The sequence below is a fragment of the Capilliphycus salinus ALCB114379 genome (genome assembly GCF_047276495.1).
Lineage (GTDB): Bacteria > Cyanobacteriota > Cyanobacteriia > Cyanobacteriales > Microcoleaceae > Capilliphycus > Capilliphycus salinus.
This window is the reverse complement of the sequence record NZ_CP178543.1, coordinates 1,833,307-1,851,056: the sequence shown is the minus strand read 5'-3', so window position 1 is coordinate 1,851,056 and position 17,750 is coordinate 1,833,307. Positions and strand designations below refer to the sequence as shown.

The window sequence follows — 17,750 nt, the reverse complement described above, 5'->3', positions numbered from 1 at the left end:
CCTTAAAAGAATTGCTCAGAATTAAGGGTCACTGAACATCTTTACCCTTAAAAATCACCCCAAGAAGGCTAAATTTGTTGTAAAATTTAGCCTTATATAATGCCTGAGTATTCCGAGAAAAAGCTTTTAGGTCTTTAGAAGATCTACTGATTATTCTTGATGATTCATGGGTATAATACAGACGGCTGGCTCTAAGTTGCTTAAAACTGTTTAACTGCTGCTGAAAAAGTCGGCTGTTCTAAGGAGCAACAAACCTCATCAGAGGTTGAAATCATCAATACCTAAAATTAATCCTCCTAAAAATTGTAAGAGGATTATGAAATTTTAACGTATTTTTTTTGAAACCAGTTAACTCAAAATGGCGCATTCTACTTCAATGACTACCACAACTTTCTACTCGACTTCTTCCCAATTTTCTCAAGAAAATCCGGAAAATTTTCAAAACAATTCAAAAAGTTATTCTGAGAGCGTAACAAACAGGATTAAAAGAGAGATTCTGGTTGTTATTGATGCTCAAGTCGAAGACGCAGAAAACCTCATCAAAGGCGTTTTAACCGGAACGAAAGCAATTCTGATCGACCCAACTCAAGATGGAGTTGAACAGATAACAGAGGCTCGGCGAGAAAATAGCAATATCTCAGAAATTCATATAATTTCTCACGGTTCTCCGGGTTGTTTACAACTGGGGAATAGCGAACTGAGTCTTGAGACGTTAAACCGCTACGCCAACTCCCTAAAAACTTGGTCTGTTAGCAGTTTATTGCTTTACGGTTGTAACGTTGCAGCCGGAGACGCCGGAGTTGAATTTATCGAAAAACTCCGTGAAATTACCGGAGCAAAAATTGCCGCTTCTGCTAATAAAACTGGTCATTCCGCTTTGGGAGGAGACTGGAATTTAGAAGTTAAAACCGAAGAATTTGAAGTTTCTTTAGCTTTGACTTGTGAAGCGATCGCCAACTACAAATTTACCTTTCCTCGCCCCGCCGATATCAGACAAGCTGAGGATCTTCTGATCAATGAAAATGAAACTGAAGTCCTCACAGAAGCGACGATTATAGCTCCAAATCCCAACCAAGGTGGAACACAAGTTACTTATAATTTTGGTCAATCAGAGCTTGTAGAAATTGAAAGCTTTCTAGATCGAAACACAGGGCAAGAGTATGAGTATGTTAAGCGAGGGGTCACAAAGTTTGTATTACGGCGGAACGAGCAAATTACAGGTATTCCAGATGACCGACAAATCGTTTGGTATGAACGACAGGATAATAGCACCAATCCAGTTAATTTAGCTCCTAATTTTTCAGGAACAATAACAGACACAGGATTTTCTACCTCGATGGAAAACGCTTTGTTTAGCGACTTAATTAACCGAGGTACGGATAATATTTTCACCAATACTGGAAATCAAAATGGAAATAACAACAACATAGAACGAGTTGACTACATTAACACAGATGATGAAGGTATACCAGTTGACCCAACCGCCGATCTAAATAGTATTGGTTTTGTGATCATGGAGCGGGGAACGGGTGATCCGGTCAAAGTAGCAGCCATTACCGCACTTGATGCCAATGGCGATCCCAGTCAGTTCGGGCCATTAATCACTGTTCAAAATAATAATTGGGGTACTTCTGACTTTCAATATAGTGTGGCAGTTCTGCGTCAAGACCAAGGTCAACAGGAAATTGCCCTCACATTCCCCAATGGTCAACAAGGGATCGCAGGGATTTTTGTGAGCTACGAAGAGTTGTTAGGTCCAAATTTTACGGGTAATAACTTCTTCGGGTATGCTCTGTTTCCTGGAGATGTCAACGAGAACAATAATTTAGTTGATTTCACAAGCTTTCCGACCAATACCACTGAAGCCAACGGTGGGGGTTTGGACTTAGTTGGAGGAAGCTATATTTATCAACTGGCAACACTCAATATTGATCCTGTTGCCGAAGATGATACAGCCACAACCGTTGTAGATACACCTGTTACTATTGATGTTCTCGCTAACGATAGTGATGAAGAAGAAGATCCGTTAACAATTAGCACTTTTGACCAAACAGCAGAAAATGGGGGTACTATTACCCTTGAAAATGGTCAGTTGGTTTATACACCGGCTGCCGGTTTCACGGGAACTGATACCTTTACCTACACGGTAGATGATGGTAATGGCGGTACGGATATAGCCACCGTTACCGTTACTGTAAACGCCCCTGCGACAACAACCGTTAGCGGAACGGTTTTTAGCGATACCAACAGCGATAATATCTTTAACAGTCCTGATGAGTCGGGATTAGCCAATATTAGCGTTAACTTGCTTAATGCCGATGGTACTGTTTTCGCTACTGTGACGACAGACGCTAATGGTAGCTATCAGTTTGGGAATGTTGTTGCTGGAAATTACACCGTTAGCGTTGATACTACCGACACCGATATTCCCACAGGTTCAACCCTAGAAACCTCTACCCAAGCTGTAGAAGTTACCGACAGCGCGATCGCCAATATTAACTTTGGCTTTGACCCCGCACCCCCTGCGACAACAACGGTTAGCGGAACTATTTTTACCGATACCAACGGCGATAATACCTTTAACAGTCCTGATGAGTCGGGATTAGCCAATATTACCGTTAACTTGCTTAATGCCGATGGTACTGTTTTCGCTACTGTGACGACAGACGCTAATGGTAGCTATCAGTTTGGGAATGTTGTTGCTGGAAATTACACCGTTAGCGTTGATACTGCTGACACTGATATTCCCACAGGTTCAACCCTAGAAACCCCTACCCAAACTGTAGAAGTTACCGATAGCGCGATCGCCAATATTAACTTTGGCTTTGACCCCGCACCACCGGCGACAACAACGGTTAGCGGAACTATTTTTACCGATACCAACGGCGATAATACCTTTAACAGTCCTGACGAGTCGGGATTAGCCAATATTACCGTTAACTTGCTTAATGCCGATGGTACTGTTTTCGCTACTGTGACGACAGACGCTAATGGTAGCTATCAGTTTGGGAATGTTGTTGCTGGAAATTACACCGTTAGCGTTGATACTGCTGACACTGATATTCCCACAGGTTCAACCCTAGAAACCTCTACCCAAGCTGTAACAATTACTGACAGCGCGATCGCCAATATTAACTTTGGCTTTGACCCCGCACCCCCTGCGACAACAACGGTTAGCGGAACTATTTTTACCGATACCAACGGCGATAATACCTTTAACAGTCCTGATGAGTCGGGATTAGCCAATATTACCGTTAACTTGCTGAATGCGGATGGTACTGTTTTCGCTACTGTTAGCACTGGTACTGATGGTAGCTATCAGTTTGAGAATGTTGTCGCGGGAAACTATACCGTTAGCGTTGATACTGCTGACACTGATATTCCCACAGGTTCAACCCTAGAAACCTCTACCCAAGCTGTAGAAGTTACCGATAGCGCGATCGCCAATATTAACTTTGGCTTCGACCCCGTAAATACTGCTCCCGATGCAGTTAATGATGAACGTTCAACCCGTTCTAACACCGCAATTATTATCAACGTTGTTGGTAATGATAGCGACCCGGAAAATGACCCGTTAGAAATTACCACCTTTGACCAAACCACAACCAATGGTGGAACTATAACTCGTTCTTCGAGTAGTCAAGCGTTACTTTATACGCCGGCTGAGAATTTTGTCGGAACCGATACCTTTACCTACACCATCAGCGATGGTAATGGCGGTACGGATACGGCGACAGTTACCATTAACGTAACCGATCAAGCCCTGATCGCCGCCAATGACCGGGCTATCACCGAGCAAAATACTAATGTCAGTATCAATGTTCTGGCTAATGATGTTGACCCGGAAGATAATCCGTTAGAGATTACCACTTTTGATGCGGCTTCCGCTAACGGGGGAACTATCGCTCGCTCTCAAAATGGTCAGGCATTAGTTTATACACCGGCTGCCGGTTTCTCGGGAACGGACACCTTTACTTACCAGGCGACAGACGGAACTAATACAGACATCGCAACAGTTACGGTGACTGTTAACCCACCGACCAACACCAAACCCGCAGCTATTGATGACCAGCGCCGGACTGACCTGAATACACCCGTTACCGTTAACGTTCTCACCAACGATACTGACCCGGATAATGATCCGTTAAATATCGATACTTTTGACGCCACCTCAGCCAACGGGGGAACAATTGCTCTTTCTGAAGATGGTCGCGCATTAGTTTATACACCGGCGGATGGTTTTGAGGGGACCGACACCTTTACCTACAGCATTAATGATGGTAACGGGGGTAGCGATATTGCGACGGTGACGATTAATGTCATTGCTCAACAACTCCGACCCGAAGCGGTGGACGACGGTGCAACCACCCAACAGGATACAGAAGTCGATATCGATGTTCTGGTTAACGATCTCGATCCGGAAAACGATGAGTTAACGATTAATTCCTTTGATGAAGCCTCCGCCAACGGAGGGACGATAGCGGCTTCTGAAGACGGTCAATCCTTAGTTTATACGCCGGCTGAGGGTTTTATCGGCATTGATACCTTTACCTATCAGGTAACTGACGGGACGAATACGGATGTCGCAACAGTTACCGTTAGCGTTGAACCCCCTGTAAATTCTAATCCGGATGCGGTTAACGATCAACGTTCAACCCGTTCTAACACCGCAGTTATTATCAATGTTGTTGGTAACGATAGCGACCCGGAAAATGACCCGTTAGAAATTACCACCTTTGACCAAACCACAACCAACGGGGGTACTATTGCGGCTTCTTCGAGTGGTCAAGCGTTACTTTATACACCGGCTGCGGATTTTGTCGGAACAGATACGTTTACCTACACCATCAGCGATGGGAATGGGGGTACGGATACGGCGACAGTTACCATTGACGTTGAAACCGATCAAACCCTGATCGCCGCAAATGACCGGGCTATCACCGAGCAGAATACTAATGTCAGTATCAATGTTCTGGCTAATGATGTTGACCCGGAAGATGATCCGTTACAGATTAGCACTTTTGATGCGGCTTCCGCCAACGGGGGAACCATTGCTCGCTCTCAAAATGGTCAGGCATTAGTTTATACACCGGCTGCCGATTTTGTCGGAACAGATACGTTTACTTACCAGGCGACAGACGGAACTAATACAGATATCGCAACAGTTACGGTTATCGTTAACCCACCGACCAACACCGAACCCGCAGCTATTGATGACGAGCGCCGGACTCTCCCCAATACAGCAGTTACCGTTAACGTTCTCAACAACGATACTGACCCGGAAAACGATCCGTTAAATATCGAGAGTTTTGATGCAACTTCAGCCAACGCGGGAACAATTGCTCTTTCTGAAGATGGTCGCGCATTAGTTTATACACCCGCAGATGGTTTTGTGGGGACCGACACCTTTACCTACAGCATTAATGATGGTAACGGGGGTAGCGATATTGCGACGGTGACAATTAACGTTATCGCTCAACAACTCCGACCTGAAGCCGTTGACGACGGTGCAACCACCGAACAGGATACAGAAGTCGATATCGATGTTTTGAGCAATGATACTGACCCGGAAAACGATGAATTAACTGTTAATTCCTTTGATGAAGCCTCCGCTAACGGAGGAACGATCGCTTTTTCTGAAGACGGTCAATCTTTAGTTTACACGCCGGCTGAGGGTTTTACTGGCATTGATACCTTTACCTATCAGGTCAGCGACGGAACTAATACGGATATCGCAACAGTTACCGTTACCGTTGAACCCCCGGAAAACTTTCCCCCGACAGCGACCAACGAAGTGGTTGAGACCGCTTTTCAAACTCCGCTTACTTTCGATCTGAGCGATAATATTACCGATCCCAACGACAACCAGGATCTCAGTACAATCGACCTCGATCCGACAACGCCGGAAATTGATCGCCAACTGACTTTAGAACAGGGAACATTGACCGTTAACGAGCAAGGTCAAGTTACGTTTACACCCGTTGACGGTTTTATTGGGGTTGTCACCATTCCTTACACGGTGGCTGATGATTTGGGAGCAACATCACAACCGGCCAATATTTCCATTACCGTTAATGCCAACCAACCGCCTACAGCGGAGAATGTTCAAAATGATTCCATTCTCAACAGTAGCGCCGCCATTCCTCTACCTTTGACGACGGGGAACTTTAGCGACCCCGATGGCACCGTAGAACTGATTAACTTTACATTACCCGACCTCGCACAAGGTTCTTTATTGCTCAATGGTCAGACGGTGACTGACCCGGCCCAGGTTCAACGGTTAACCCCAGATCAACTCGATAGTCTCACCTTCGTCCCCAATCGCGGGTTTGCGGGTAATGTCCGCTTTACTTATACCGTCACAGACAATAATGGGGCGACTTCTAATGTGGGTAATATTACCATCCCCGTTACCGCCTTGTCTGTTCCCAGTTTTCCGCAAACTCCCCCCGAACCTTCCGAACCTGCGGCGAATTTACCGCCGGTCGCCGAAGATCAAACCGGGACTGTTCCCAATGACGGCACTCGTTTCCCCGTCCCTCAGTTAAGGGCAAACGATGATGATGGTAACATTCGTTTCTACACCATTACCGAATTACCAGCCAATGGGACTCTGTTCCTCAATGGCGAAGAAATCACCAGCTTGGAGCAAGTTCAAGGTCTGACTCCCGAACAGGCCGGACAACTGACTTTTGAACCCAATCCCAATTTTACCGGTGAGATTAGCTTCTCTTTCACCGCCACCGATGATGATAACGCCGTTTCTAATGTCGGTACTGTACGCCTGACGGTCGAAGATGGCGCTTCAATTCCCGGGCCTGAACCGATTAATGATGGCGGCTGTGACTGTCCTCCTTTACCTGATTTTGGTACTGTTCTGTTACCGCAACGTTTGGACTTAGCTCCGACTGCTTTTGATGAATTTGCTGCTATTGAAGGTACAGAAGACAGTGATACCCTAGCCGGTTCGCCCGGTAGCGATGTTGTCTTTGCCTTTGGCGGAGACGATAGTATTGAAGTCTTTGAGGGCGATGATACGGTTTTTGGGGGTATTGGTAACGATCTGACTTTTGGCGACCAAGGTAATGATTCTCTGTTGGGGGCTGACGGTAACGACACCCTGATCGGCAGTAACGGCGGTAACGGCTTGGCGGCGTCCGCTGTTGACGAGAATGATACCCTTAACGGCCACGCCGGTAATGATTTAATGCAAGGTGGCCCCGGTGATGACCTGATGTATAGCGGTCAAGAAGATGACTTCTCCTACGGTGGAAAGGGTAATGATATTGTCTGGGGGGATTTGGGTAATGATACCCTGCACGGCGATGAGGGTGATGACACTCTTGTGGGTGATACTCTCGATGAAAATGAGATCGACCCCGAAAACGGTGTTAATGGCATGATTGATTTGGTCTGGGGCGGTGCCGGTGATGACTTCATCAATGGCGGTCGCGGTAATGATACTCTCAGCGGTGCGGTTGGAAATGATACCGTTCGCGGCGGGAAGGAAGATGATCTCATCTACGGTGAAGCCGGTTCGGACTTGATGTACGGGGATTTGGGCAATGACCAACTCTGCGGCGGTGACGGCAACGATAGCCTTTATGGTGATATTAACAACCAGGAAAGTATCGGTGATGCTCCCGGACGGGATACTATCTGCGGCGGTAATGGTGATGATGTCGTGTTTGGGAATGAAGACCAAGATCGCCTTTGCGGGGGTGAAAATAATGATACCCTCTATGGGGGCTTGGCGGAGGATACCCTGGCCGGTGAACGGGGCGATGATTGGTTGTTCGGCGATCAAGGTGATGATTTGGTTTCTGGCGGAAGTGGGAGCGATCGCTTTATTCTGTTCTCAGGTAGCGGTACGGACACGATCCAAGATTTCCAGGTCGGTACGGATTTGATCGCTTTGGGTGGCGGTTTAAGCTTTGATGCGTTAACTCTTTCTCAAAGTGGAACTTCCACCGTTATTAGTCTCGATGGTCAAGAGTTGGCGATTCTCAATCAGATCCAGGCGAGCGCCATTACTGAAAGTAGTTTTACCACTTTTGCTGGCTAACCTGTTATCCTAACAAAGTGCGATCGCTTAGAATATAGGCGATCGCTGTTTTTTTGTCTTTAATCTTGATGAGGCATTTGCTGTGACTCAACCTCCTTTTTCTGAAAAAGTTGTTTTTTCCTACCTGTTTGCGGCGATTACCACGCTCACCCTGTTGGTTTGGATTCTTAGAGGTTTGGAGGTTTTGGCTTTTTTGCCGGGGATTGTCATCTGGATACTGCTGATTTTATCGATCGCCACCGGGGTTCTTCGACAGGTTAGCCGATAAAAAGATGCTATTTTTCCCGAATCTGTCGATATATAGACGAAAGTTGACCCATTGCGCTACTATGATAGTTAGTAATATTGAAATCTATCCTCAGAGGTGAGGGATAATCAGGTAAACTTAAGAATAAATGCTTAACAGTCAATTCCTATGGTCTGAGGAAAACTTCTAAGTTCCCGTGCAGGAAAAGGCTAATACACTGTCACCGGATGAAAAGTTAGAAGTTGATCTTTTCCCAAACGATTATAGACATAGTTGTTTGACTCGATAGAGCAGATTAATTTAACTCCTGACTCGAATCTGTTCGGGTTAGGTTTAAAGCTGGAAACAGGTTGTAAGCTGCCAAGAAAGTAACTCAGGTAGAAGCAAGAGGAAAAAAACAGCTAGAGGTTGCTGAGGCTATTTCCAAATAGGCTCAACCGTAAGCTAAAGAAAACCTTAACTCTTGTTGAGATTAAGAACTCATTGACGCGATCGTTCTAGTTTCCGGTATAATCAGCTTCTTGAAGCTCAAAGCGAAATGGTTTCTGTAAGTGCTGAAGTCAGCAAAATTCCTGAAAAGACTGTCGTCAAGCCGTTCAAATTTCCTCACAAGGGTCAGGAGTTCGGTTCTCGCGATCAACCAAGGACAGACTCGGCTTTTCAAACAACAGAAACATTTCTACTGGACTTCGCTATAACACTCAAACCCGATCCCACAACCGTAGGTTTTTAGAGGATTTTAGCCAACCATCCCCTGTAGTTTTGTAAGATCAAGGAGAAACAATGACCCAAGTGATCCTGGGTGAAAACGAACAACTCGAATCAGCACTACGTCGCTTTAAGCGCGAAGTTTCCAAAGCGGGTATCTTAGCAGACGTCAGAAAGAAGCGTCATTTTGAAACCCCACCCGAAAAGCGTAAACGCAAAGCGATCGCCAACCAGCGTCAAAGACGGGCGATGCGTAAAAAGAGAATGTTTTAAAGACCAGATCGCCTCAACCGCTCCATTTATAATTAACAATTATCCCCTCGTCATTCTGGTAGAGAAGATGAGGGGTATTCTCTAATTTGGATTAAAGATTTGGGTTAAAAATCGGGAAGGTCTTCCGAATCAACCTCACCAGGACTTTCGTCAGAGGCGCTTGTCATCGTTGCGGGTTGAGTGGGAATCGACGCAATAATCGCATCCAACACCTTACCCACCGGAATAATTTGCATTCCCAAATCCGCCGGATTTTGTCCTTTGGGAATAATCGCCCGTTTAAAGCCCAATTTCGCCGCTTCTCGCAGACGCAATTCTAACTGAGAAACCGGACGAACTTGGCCACCCAAGCCCACTTCTCCCAATAAAATCGTTCGGGGATCGACCATGCGATCGCGAAAACTGGCTACAATGGCGATCGCAATGCCCAAATCCGCCGCCGGTTCATCGACTTTCAACCCTCCCACCGAAGCCACATAAGCATCCAACTTGGATAGGGGAATGCCGACCCGTTTTTCCAACACGGCTAAAATTTGCAGCAAGCGACTGCTATCAACGCCTGTCGCCGCCCGACGTGCGGAACCAAAACTGGCAGGACTAACCAATGCTTGTAATTCTACCACAATCGGACGAGTTCCTTCCATCGAAACAACCGTTGAAGTTCCGGGGGCAAATTCTTCGCGATTTCCTAAGAACAATTCCGAAGGATTGGGAACTTCCATTAACCCGTCGGCAACCATTTCAAACACGCCGATTTCGTGAGTCGCCCCGAAGCGATTTTTCATAGAACGGAGCAAGCGATGGGAGGCGAAGCGATCCCCCTCAAAATATAACACGGTATCGACCAAATGTTCTAAAACTCTTGGACCTGCCAAACTACCATCTTTAGTCACATGACCGACGACTAATAAGGTAATATTTTCCCGTTTAGCAACTTGCATTAAAGCCGAAGTACATTCTCGAACTTGAGCAACCGAACCGGGAGCGGAAGTTAAACTCGCAAAGAAAATAGTTTGAATACTATCGATAATCGCAAGCTGCGGTTTTAGCGATTCTAACTCCCTTAAAATCATTTCTAAATCGGTTTCGGGAAGCAGATATAATTCCGGCTCAGGTTCTTCGTGATTATCCTGATTTTCTTTGCCATTTTTTGTCTTATTTTTTTCTGTTTTATCGGTTTTTGATGAATTTTCTTTAGAGTTTTTAAGTTCGACCGTGTTAAAAGGATTATCCGGGCTGTAAGGCTTGATCGGAGAAGTTTCAGGTGTTTCTGTCTGACCATTTGGAGGGTCAACATCTTCGGGTTTTGGTCCGACTCCCAAACGCTGCGATCGCAATTTCACCTGCTGGCCGGATTCTTCAGCCGAAACATACAAAACCCTGGAAGTTCGCGATAAACTATTAGCAACCTGCAACAACAAAGTTGACTTTCCAATCCCCGGTTCGCCGCCAATTAACACCAAAGAACCCGGTACAATTCCCCCGCCCAAAACCCGATCCAGTTCGCCATAACCGGAAGACATTCTCGACTGAGTTTGATCGGCAATTTGAGAGAGTTTAAACGAAGATCTCGGTTGTCCGGTCGAGGAAGAATCAACCGTCGGTTCAGCCCCATCTTCGATTAAGGTACTCCAACTAAATCGCTGTAAGGAAGGAGGATTTTGGGATTCGATTTGTTCTTCTAAAGAGTTCCAAGCGTGACAACTCGGACACCTGCCAAAATATTGGGGAAATTCTGCCCCGCATTCGTGACAAATATATCGTGTTCGTTGCTTTGGCATTGTGGTTTAAAATAGATTGATGTAGACAGATTTAAGGTTGAAGTTTAAAATAGACTAGATTTTTTTGAGGAATTCCCCCAAAATCGGACTCGGGCTATTTGTGATTCCCATTAACCCGGAGCGACCCGAAAAAACTCTCCCACGAAGCCCAATTGAAAAATTAAAACAATGTAAAATTTTTTCACTTCTAATTTTAGCGGAAAATCCAATTCTCTAGTCATTTATTCCTAGACGGTATTGAGCCGATGGTATTTGTACCAGCCAGACGGTTAAGCTAAGTTAGAGGGGGAGAATATTGCAGGTTCTATTAATGATAGGGTAAAAAAATAAACAGAATTGTCAAACAATCGTGCGATCGCACAGACAACCTACTCTGTTGTAGACTTGAGTTTCCGTTTTTCCGGGTTTTGAGTTGGGGTAGGGTTCTATCAAAAATGTAGCTTAACGTAACAAAGGGATTGGTGAAGTCAATTGGAAAATCATAAAGAAAAAATACTGGTTGTGGATGACGAAGCAAGTATCCGCAGGATTTTGGAGACCCGCCTCTCCATGATCGGTTATGATGTAGTGACGGCAGCCGACGGAGAAGAAGCGTTAGACACTTTTCGCAAAACTGACCCGGATTTAGTCGTTTTGGATGTGATGATGCCGAAACTGGACGGTTATGGGGTCTGTCAGGAGTTGCGGAAAGAGTCGGATATTCCGATTATTATGTTGACGGCTTTGGGAGATGTTGCCGATCGGATTACGGGGTTAGAATTGGGAGCGGATGATTATGTGGTCAAGCCCTTTTCTCCGAAGGAACTTGAAGCCCGTATTCGCTCGGTGTTGCGTCGGATTGATAAAAATGGCGGGTCGGGAATACCGAGTTCCGGGGTAATTCAGGTTGCTAGTATTAGAATAGATACTAACAAACGCCAAGTGTACAAGGGCGACGAACGCATTCGGCTGACGGGAATGGAATTTAGTCTTTTGGAGTTGTTGGTCAGTCGCTCGGGCGAACCGTTTTCTCGCTCGGAAATTTTACAGGAGGTTTGGGGCTACACTCCCGAACGTCACGTTGATACGCGGGTTGTGGATGTTCATATTTCTCGGTTGAGAGCGAAATTGGAAGACGACCCGAGCAACCCCGAATTAATTTTAACCGCACGCGGCACAGGTTATCTGTTTCAACGTATTATAGAACCGGGAGAAGTTGGATAATTACAGATAAATTATCATTACAATGGCCAAGTCTGACCCCAATCGAGTCTTAAGATTTCTGCCGATCGTCGCGGGCGGATTGGGAGGGTCGTTGTTACTGATCAATCGCATTCTCACCCCGCAGATATTGGACTCACAAGCCCGTTCTGATGCCTTAGGGGTGATTTTGAGTGCCGTGTTGATTTTGACGGGCTTATTGTGGCAGCAAATTCAGCCCAAACCTCCCGATACGGTGGATTTAATTGGGGAAACCGGCTTTGAGTTGAAACCGGATTTACCCGATGCGGTGAAAACGGAATTGGCCTGGGCTTCCCATCTGTTGCTGACCAATACCGTCACCCGCTCGGTGGTGGTTTATTATCGGGGTGAAGTGTTGCTGCGACGGGGAGTTTTGGGGAAAAATTCTCAGGTTCAACCCGGCCCGATTTTAAAGCGCGTTTTAGATAAGCAAAAGCCGGTTTATTTGGTGAATTTGGCTCTTTATCCGGGTCGGATTGAGTTTGATTATTTGCCAGAAAACACACAAGGGATTATTTGTCAACCCCTGGGAAATCAAGGGGTTTTAATCCTGGGAGCGAATGCACCCCGCAGTTATACCCAACAAGATGAAAAGTGGGTTGAAGGAATTGCGGATAAACTCGAAAATACCCTCAGTCAATCCTGGAATCAAACCTAAAAAAATAATTGTTGTAGTTGTTAAATTTTCATCCTAATGTTAATTTTATACTGGATTCTGGTTCTCGTGATGCTGGTCGGGATTATCGGTGCTGTGGTTCCCGCTGTTCCCGGTTCGAGCTTGATATTGGGTGCGATTTTAGTCTGGGGTATTGTTAACGGCTTTTCCGAATTGGGTTGGGCTGTTGGTGCGGCGATCGCGGTATTATTGTTGAGTGTAGGGGTTGATCTTCTCAGCGCCTATCTCGGCGCCCAACAAGCCGGCGCAAGCCGATGGGGTCAAATTGGAGCGATTATCGGCTTTGTGTTTGGATTCTTTGGGTTTTTACCGGCTTTACCTTTTGGGGGTCCGCTTTTGGGGATTCTCATCGGGCCGTTATTGGGAGCAATGATTGGTGAGTTTCTCTATCGCAAAGATTTAGAATTTGAAGCGAGAATTAAGCTAGCATTTCGAGCAGCAATTGGAATTGTTGTTGGAACTTTTGTCGGAAATCTAATTCAAGGATTGCTTGCTTTGGCTTGTGTTGTGGTGTTTTTAGTCACAACTTGGCCGTTATAATTCCTGAAATTAGAAGACTCTCAAATGTTCGCTCTAGACTAAACAAAATCTGCAAATAAAATGGATATTGTTGTCGAATCAACAGAGGCTTTTAAACAAGACCTCACGGGTTTTAGTGAGGCGGAACAGTCAATAATTCTTGAACAAATTCAGCAGGGTATACCTCTTTTGTTTGGAGAGAAAATTTCCCGAGACAAACGACTTCATCAATTTGAGTCTTTTCAACTTCCCCATAATTATGGCTCGTCTTTGTATTCTTTTCGGGTAGATTATCGAATTCGAGTCATTCTCAGTTTTGATGAAGATCCGATTTTTGAACGCACATTAATTACCTTGTTTCGAGCCGTCGAAAGTCAAAAGAGTTCCGAAACTTACAAACAAGTGGGCGAACAGATTTATCGGCAAATTTTGCAGTCAAAACAGCCGACTTTAGCGGGGTAATTTTTAAACCATGAATGATGAAATTCAAAGTAATGTTCCTTCGATTGTTGATAGTTCGGGAATTATTTATCGGGCTTATAAAGCGTTACCGAATGAACTCAAGTTACGTTTTCTGGCGATTTTAGCCGAACTTGAAAACGAACATTGTTATTTGAAAAAACGCTTTCCTCAAGGGAAGTTAAAGCGAGTTTTAGGAACTGAAATTCCGGTTTATACGGCGAATATTGACCCCAAAGGAGAATGGAAAATTTATCTTCATTATGCGGATGGAAAATTGTATTTAACCGATTTAGTTGGTTCTCAACCCGCCGTATCTAAAGAGATATCTAAAGAGAATTTATCCCCGGTTGGGAGTTTCAATGAGTTTTAAATCTGAACCCGGATGACACTAGATGAAATAGGGTTTTGTTGGGTTGGGTTCGGGGGGTGGGGCGGGTTGAATTCAATCTCGGAGTGGTGATCAAGATCCCGGATAAACCCGCCCCTACAGCACTGAGGATTGATTAGTCGGTTATCATATCAACCTAAATTAAAAAAGGGTTTGTTGGGTTTTGTTTCTCAACCCAACCTACAGTTAGAATATCCGATCTGAGCCTAGATTCAAATAAAATTCTAGGCCGATCAGATCTAACTAATTAGGAAGCATAAACCTTGCGGTAATAGCTTTGGTATTCTTCAGATAAGAGAGGTTCCCACCAACTGCGATGGGTTAAAAACCAACCGACCGTTTGTCGCAACCCTTCTTCAACCGTTACCAAAGGCGCCCAACCCAACTCAGTTTTAATCTTAGTTGCATCGATGGCATAGCGGCGATCATGTCCGGGTCGGTCTTTAACAAAAGTAATCAACTGTTCGGAAGGTTTAACCGGTAAATGGGGCGCCAGTTCGTCCATAATTCGGCATAACATCTTGACTAAATCGATGTTTTTAACCTCATTATTCCCGCCAATATTGTAAGTTTCTCCCGGTTTACCCCGATGAATAACCGTATCTAAAGCCCGACAATGATCGAGAACATATAACCAATCCCGAATATTTTGCCCATCTCCGTAAACGGGTAACGGTTTTCCGAGCAAAATATTAATACACATCAGCGGAATCAATTTTTCCGGGTAATGGTAAGGACCGTAATTGTTAGAACAATTGGTAATAATTGTGGGAAGATTATAAGTATGATAGTAAGCTCTCGCTAAATGATCGCTTCCCGCTTTTGAGGCAGAATAGGGACTGTTGGGAGCATAGGGAGTCGTTTCTCTAAAAGCCGGATCGTCGCTGCTGAGACTACCATAAACCTCATCGGTAGATACGTGAAGAAAACGATAATCCGCAGGACAGCCTTGAGAATTCCAATGTTGGCGAAACGCATCGAGTAATGTAAACGAACCGACAACATTGGTTTGAATGAAAGCCCCCGGGCCAAGAATAGAACGATCGACATGGGACTCCGCAGCAAAATGAGCCACCGTGTTAATTTCTTCTTCTTGAAGCAGTTTTTCAATTAAAGGGCGATCGCAAATATCACCCTTGACAAAGCGAAAGGTGGGTTTATCTTCTAAACTGGCCAAATTTTCCCGATTTCCCGCATAAGTCAACGCATCCAACACCACCACCCGCTCGTCGGGGTAGGCGTTACACCAGTGATGGACAAAATTCGAGCCGATGAAACCCGCTCCCCCAGTCACTAACACCCGACGGGGCGAACCGATGTCACTGTTATCATAACTGTACTGCATTGCCACAGTGATTTCCTCCCAAGAATCTGCTTGATTGACTGAAAACTGATTGAATAGAAATGCTTTAAACCCTGATACTATCTACCGCGTGACCATTTTAACTGCTCTATTGCATAAAGCCGGAAAAATCCTGCTTGACCAGTAATCCCGTTTCAAGCTCTCCACAAATTGCCACTCAACCGTATGATTGATACAGTCTGTTTTATTTGTCGGTGTGAGGAGACAGAGTGTGAGTCAGCAAAATTTAATTAAGCTCGCCCAGCAGGGAGATGCCAATGCGATCGCCACCTTAATTAATCACGCGCTGCACTCGAAAGGAGTTATAGCACAAGCTACTCGGCGGGATCGTCATCTGTACATCTTACTTGAGTCTGAACAACTGCCTAATCAATCATCTTGCATTCGAGTCATCCAGAATGGAATTCTCCGTTTGGGGACAACTGCCATTACCCTTATTACCATTAGAGGCCAGAAAACTCATCACCAATCTTCAGGTTGGACTCATACGATCGCACTCCAGACTTCTGTGGCATCTGCAAAGACTTGCGTGCCTACGATGGAGGATGAATCAGCCTTTACTCCAGCTAAATCTATTCCTGCTCCCTCCCATTTTATACCCACATCTGCGAACCCACCAACAAAAATTAAAAAAACCGCTTCAAGAAAAGTTAAACAGCAGGGTTCTCGCCGTCAAATTCAACCGCCTCCAGTCAAATTTCCCAAAGTTTTACTTCCCCAACCGGTTAAACAATTGTTGATGGCGGGTTCAATTGGGTTGATGATGGCGCCGCTTTCGGGTTGGTTTTTTACGGTTCAGCAAGATCGAATTTCTGAGTTTTCTCGCACGGTTTCTCAAACGCTCGCTTCGGTTCCCACTCTGTTAACTTCTGGGCTGCAAAATATCCAAGCGCCTAGCCTTCCTGAACTTCCCGAATTTTCTTTTTCTTCTGCGGGTTCGACGGCCAATTCCGAACCGGTTAGCGAAGAAGAAACGTTGAAAAATCTCAACAAGTTTTCGGAGTTGACGCTGACTTCTCTGCAAAATCCGATCAGTCCCGATCTGCGGATTAAAATTAAGGCGGTCGGCGATATTATTCCCGGCACTAATTATCCTTCTAACAAGCTTCCCGCCAGCAAAGAAGCGTTATTTCAAGATGTTAAACCGGCTTTGCAAGGGGCGGATATTGTGTTTGGAAATTTTGAAAGTACCCTAACGAATTATCCCAGCAGCGCTAAAAATGTCGGTCGGGGTTTGGTGTTTGCTTTCCGCACGCCTCCGGAATATACTTCGATTTTAAAGGATGCCGGTTTTGATATTTTGAGTGTGGCGAATAATCATTCTTTTGATTTTTTTGAGGCGGGTTTTGATGACACGATTGAGAATATTAATAAACTGGGAATGAAAGCGGTTGGGCGCAAAGATGAGATTGTTTACCACGAAGTTAAAGGGGTAAAATTTGCTTTTATTGGGTTTAGTTATTTTTCGGTTCATAATAATATGTTAGATTTGGAGGCATCTCAGGCTATCGTGAAAAAAGCGGAAGCCGAAGGTGCGGATGTGATTGTGATTTCTGTTCATGCGGGGGCGGAAGGAACTGCGGCTTTAAATATTTATAATAAAACCGAGTATTTCTATGGCGAAAATCGGGGGAATAAGGTGTTATTTGCCCGCACTTTAATTGATGCGGGAGCGGATTTGGTGTTGGGTCACGGGCCTCATGTTCCTCGGGCTTTAGAACTTTACAAGGGGAAGTTAATTGCTTATTCTTTGGGCAATTTTATGGGTTATCGGACGTTATCAACAAAAGCACAATTGGGCTATTCTTTGGTGTTGGAAGCTGATCTCGATCCGGTGGGAAATTTTAAGGGGGGAAAAATTATTCCTATTCATCTTGATAGCAAAGGTATTCCCTATCGTGATAATAATTTTCGCAGTGTTGGGTTAATTCGCAGCTTGACTCAAAGTAATTTTCCTGAAACGCCTTTGGAAATTGATAGTCAAGGTCAGATTTTGCTAAAATCCGATTAAAAAAAAGCAATTGCAAGAAACGGCTAGCAGAGTTTA

The 17,750-nt window shown here is 45.0% G+C and carries 11 protein-coding genes and 2 pseudogenes; 11 read left to right on the top strand and 2 right to left on the bottom strand.

The window, feature by feature from the left end; genetic code table 11:
• Window positions 1–358: 358 nt before the first annotated feature.
• From ACL6C3_RS07710 to rpsU, 5 genes and pseudogenes are all read left to right on the top strand, one after another.
• Window positions 359–4,588 (top strand): annotated as a pseudogene (locus ACL6C3_RS07710) (Ig-like domain-containing protein); the annotation flags it as partial.
• A gap of 57 nt (window positions 4,589–4,645) precedes the next feature.
• A pseudogene (locus ACL6C3_RS07705) lies at window positions 4,646–7,078 on the top strand (Ig-like domain-containing protein); the annotation flags it as partial.
• A 129-nt stretch (window positions 7,079–7,207) separates the two neighbouring features.
• The gene (locus ACL6C3_RS07700; RefSeq protein ID WP_413168279.1) at window positions 7,208–8,065 is read left to right on the top strand and encodes a calcium-binding protein; all 858 of its coding nucleotides are present in this window, start codon (window positions 7,208–7,210) and stop codon (window positions 8,063–8,065) included.
• An 82-nt stretch (window positions 8,066–8,147) separates the two neighbouring features.
• A complete protein-coding gene (locus tag ACL6C3_RS07695; protein WP_413166580.1) occupies window positions 8,148–8,333 on the top strand; it encodes a hypothetical protein in 186 nt (61 codons plus the stop codon).
• 762 nt (window positions 8,334–9,095) lie between these two features.
• Window positions 9,096–9,293 carry a 30S ribosomal protein S21 gene (gene rpsU, locus ACL6C3_RS07690; protein WP_046281223.1) on the top strand — a complete coding sequence of 66 codons (198 nt, stop codon included), beginning with the start codon at window positions 9,096–9,098 and terminating at the stop codon, window positions 9,291–9,293.
• A gap of 104 nt (window positions 9,294–9,397) precedes the next feature.
• Here rpsU and radA read toward each other — a convergent pair whose 3' ends face one another.
• The gene (gene radA, locus ACL6C3_RS07685) at window positions 9,398–11,074 is read right to left on the bottom strand and encodes a DNA repair protein RadA (protein WP_413166579.1); all 1,677 of its coding nucleotides are present in this window, start codon (window positions 11,072–11,074) and stop codon (window positions 9,398–9,400) included.
• 471 nt (window positions 11,075–11,545) lie between these two features.
• Between radA and rpaB the strand changes: the two genes are divergently transcribed.
• From rpaB to ACL6C3_RS07660, 5 genes are read left to right on the top strand one after another with little or no spacing between them, the layout of a single operon-like run.
• Window positions 11,546–12,277 carry a response regulator transcription factor RpaB gene (gene rpaB, locus ACL6C3_RS07680; protein WP_413166578.1) on the top strand — a complete coding sequence of 244 codons (732 nt, stop codon included), beginning with the start codon at window positions 11,546–11,548 and terminating at the stop codon, window positions 12,275–12,277.
• Between the two features lie 22 nt (window positions 12,278–12,299).
• Window positions 12,300–12,953, top strand: coding sequence for a cofactor assembly of complex C subunit B (locus ACL6C3_RS07675; RefSeq protein ID WP_413166577.1), 654 nt, complete (start codon window positions 12,300–12,302; stop codon window positions 12,951–12,953).
• 36 nt (window positions 12,954–12,989) lie between these two features.
• The gene (locus ACL6C3_RS07670) at window positions 12,990–13,511 is read left to right on the top strand and encodes a DUF456 domain-containing protein (RefSeq protein ID WP_413166576.1); all 522 of its coding nucleotides are present in this window, start codon (window positions 12,990–12,992) and stop codon (window positions 13,509–13,511) included.
• Window positions 13,512–13,571: 60 nt separating this feature from the next.
• Complete coding sequence (locus tag ACL6C3_RS07665) at window positions 13,572–13,952, top strand: hypothetical protein (RefSeq protein ID WP_413166575.1); 381 nt, start codon at window positions 13,572–13,574, stop codon at window positions 13,950–13,952.
• Between the two features lie 10 nt (window positions 13,953–13,962).
• A complete protein-coding gene (locus tag ACL6C3_RS07660; RefSeq protein WP_413166574.1) occupies window positions 13,963–14,322 on the top strand; it encodes a hypothetical protein in 360 nt (119 codons plus the stop codon).
• 265 nt (window positions 14,323–14,587) lie between these two features.
• Here ACL6C3_RS07660 and rfbB read toward each other — a convergent pair whose 3' ends face one another.
• On the bottom strand, window positions 14,588–15,685 hold the full coding sequence (rfbB, locus tag ACL6C3_RS07655) for a dTDP-glucose 4,6-dehydratase (RefSeq protein WP_413168278.1): 1,098 nt from the start codon (window positions 15,683–15,685) through the stop codon (window positions 14,588–14,590).
• Window positions 15,686–15,914: 229 nt separating this feature from the next.
• Between rfbB and ACL6C3_RS07650 the strand changes: the two genes are divergently transcribed.
• Complete coding sequence (locus ACL6C3_RS07650) at window positions 15,915–17,714, top strand: CapA family protein (RefSeq protein ID WP_413166573.1); 1,800 nt, start codon at window positions 15,915–15,917, stop codon at window positions 17,712–17,714.
• The last annotated feature ends 36 nt before the right edge of the window (window positions 17,715–17,750 follow it).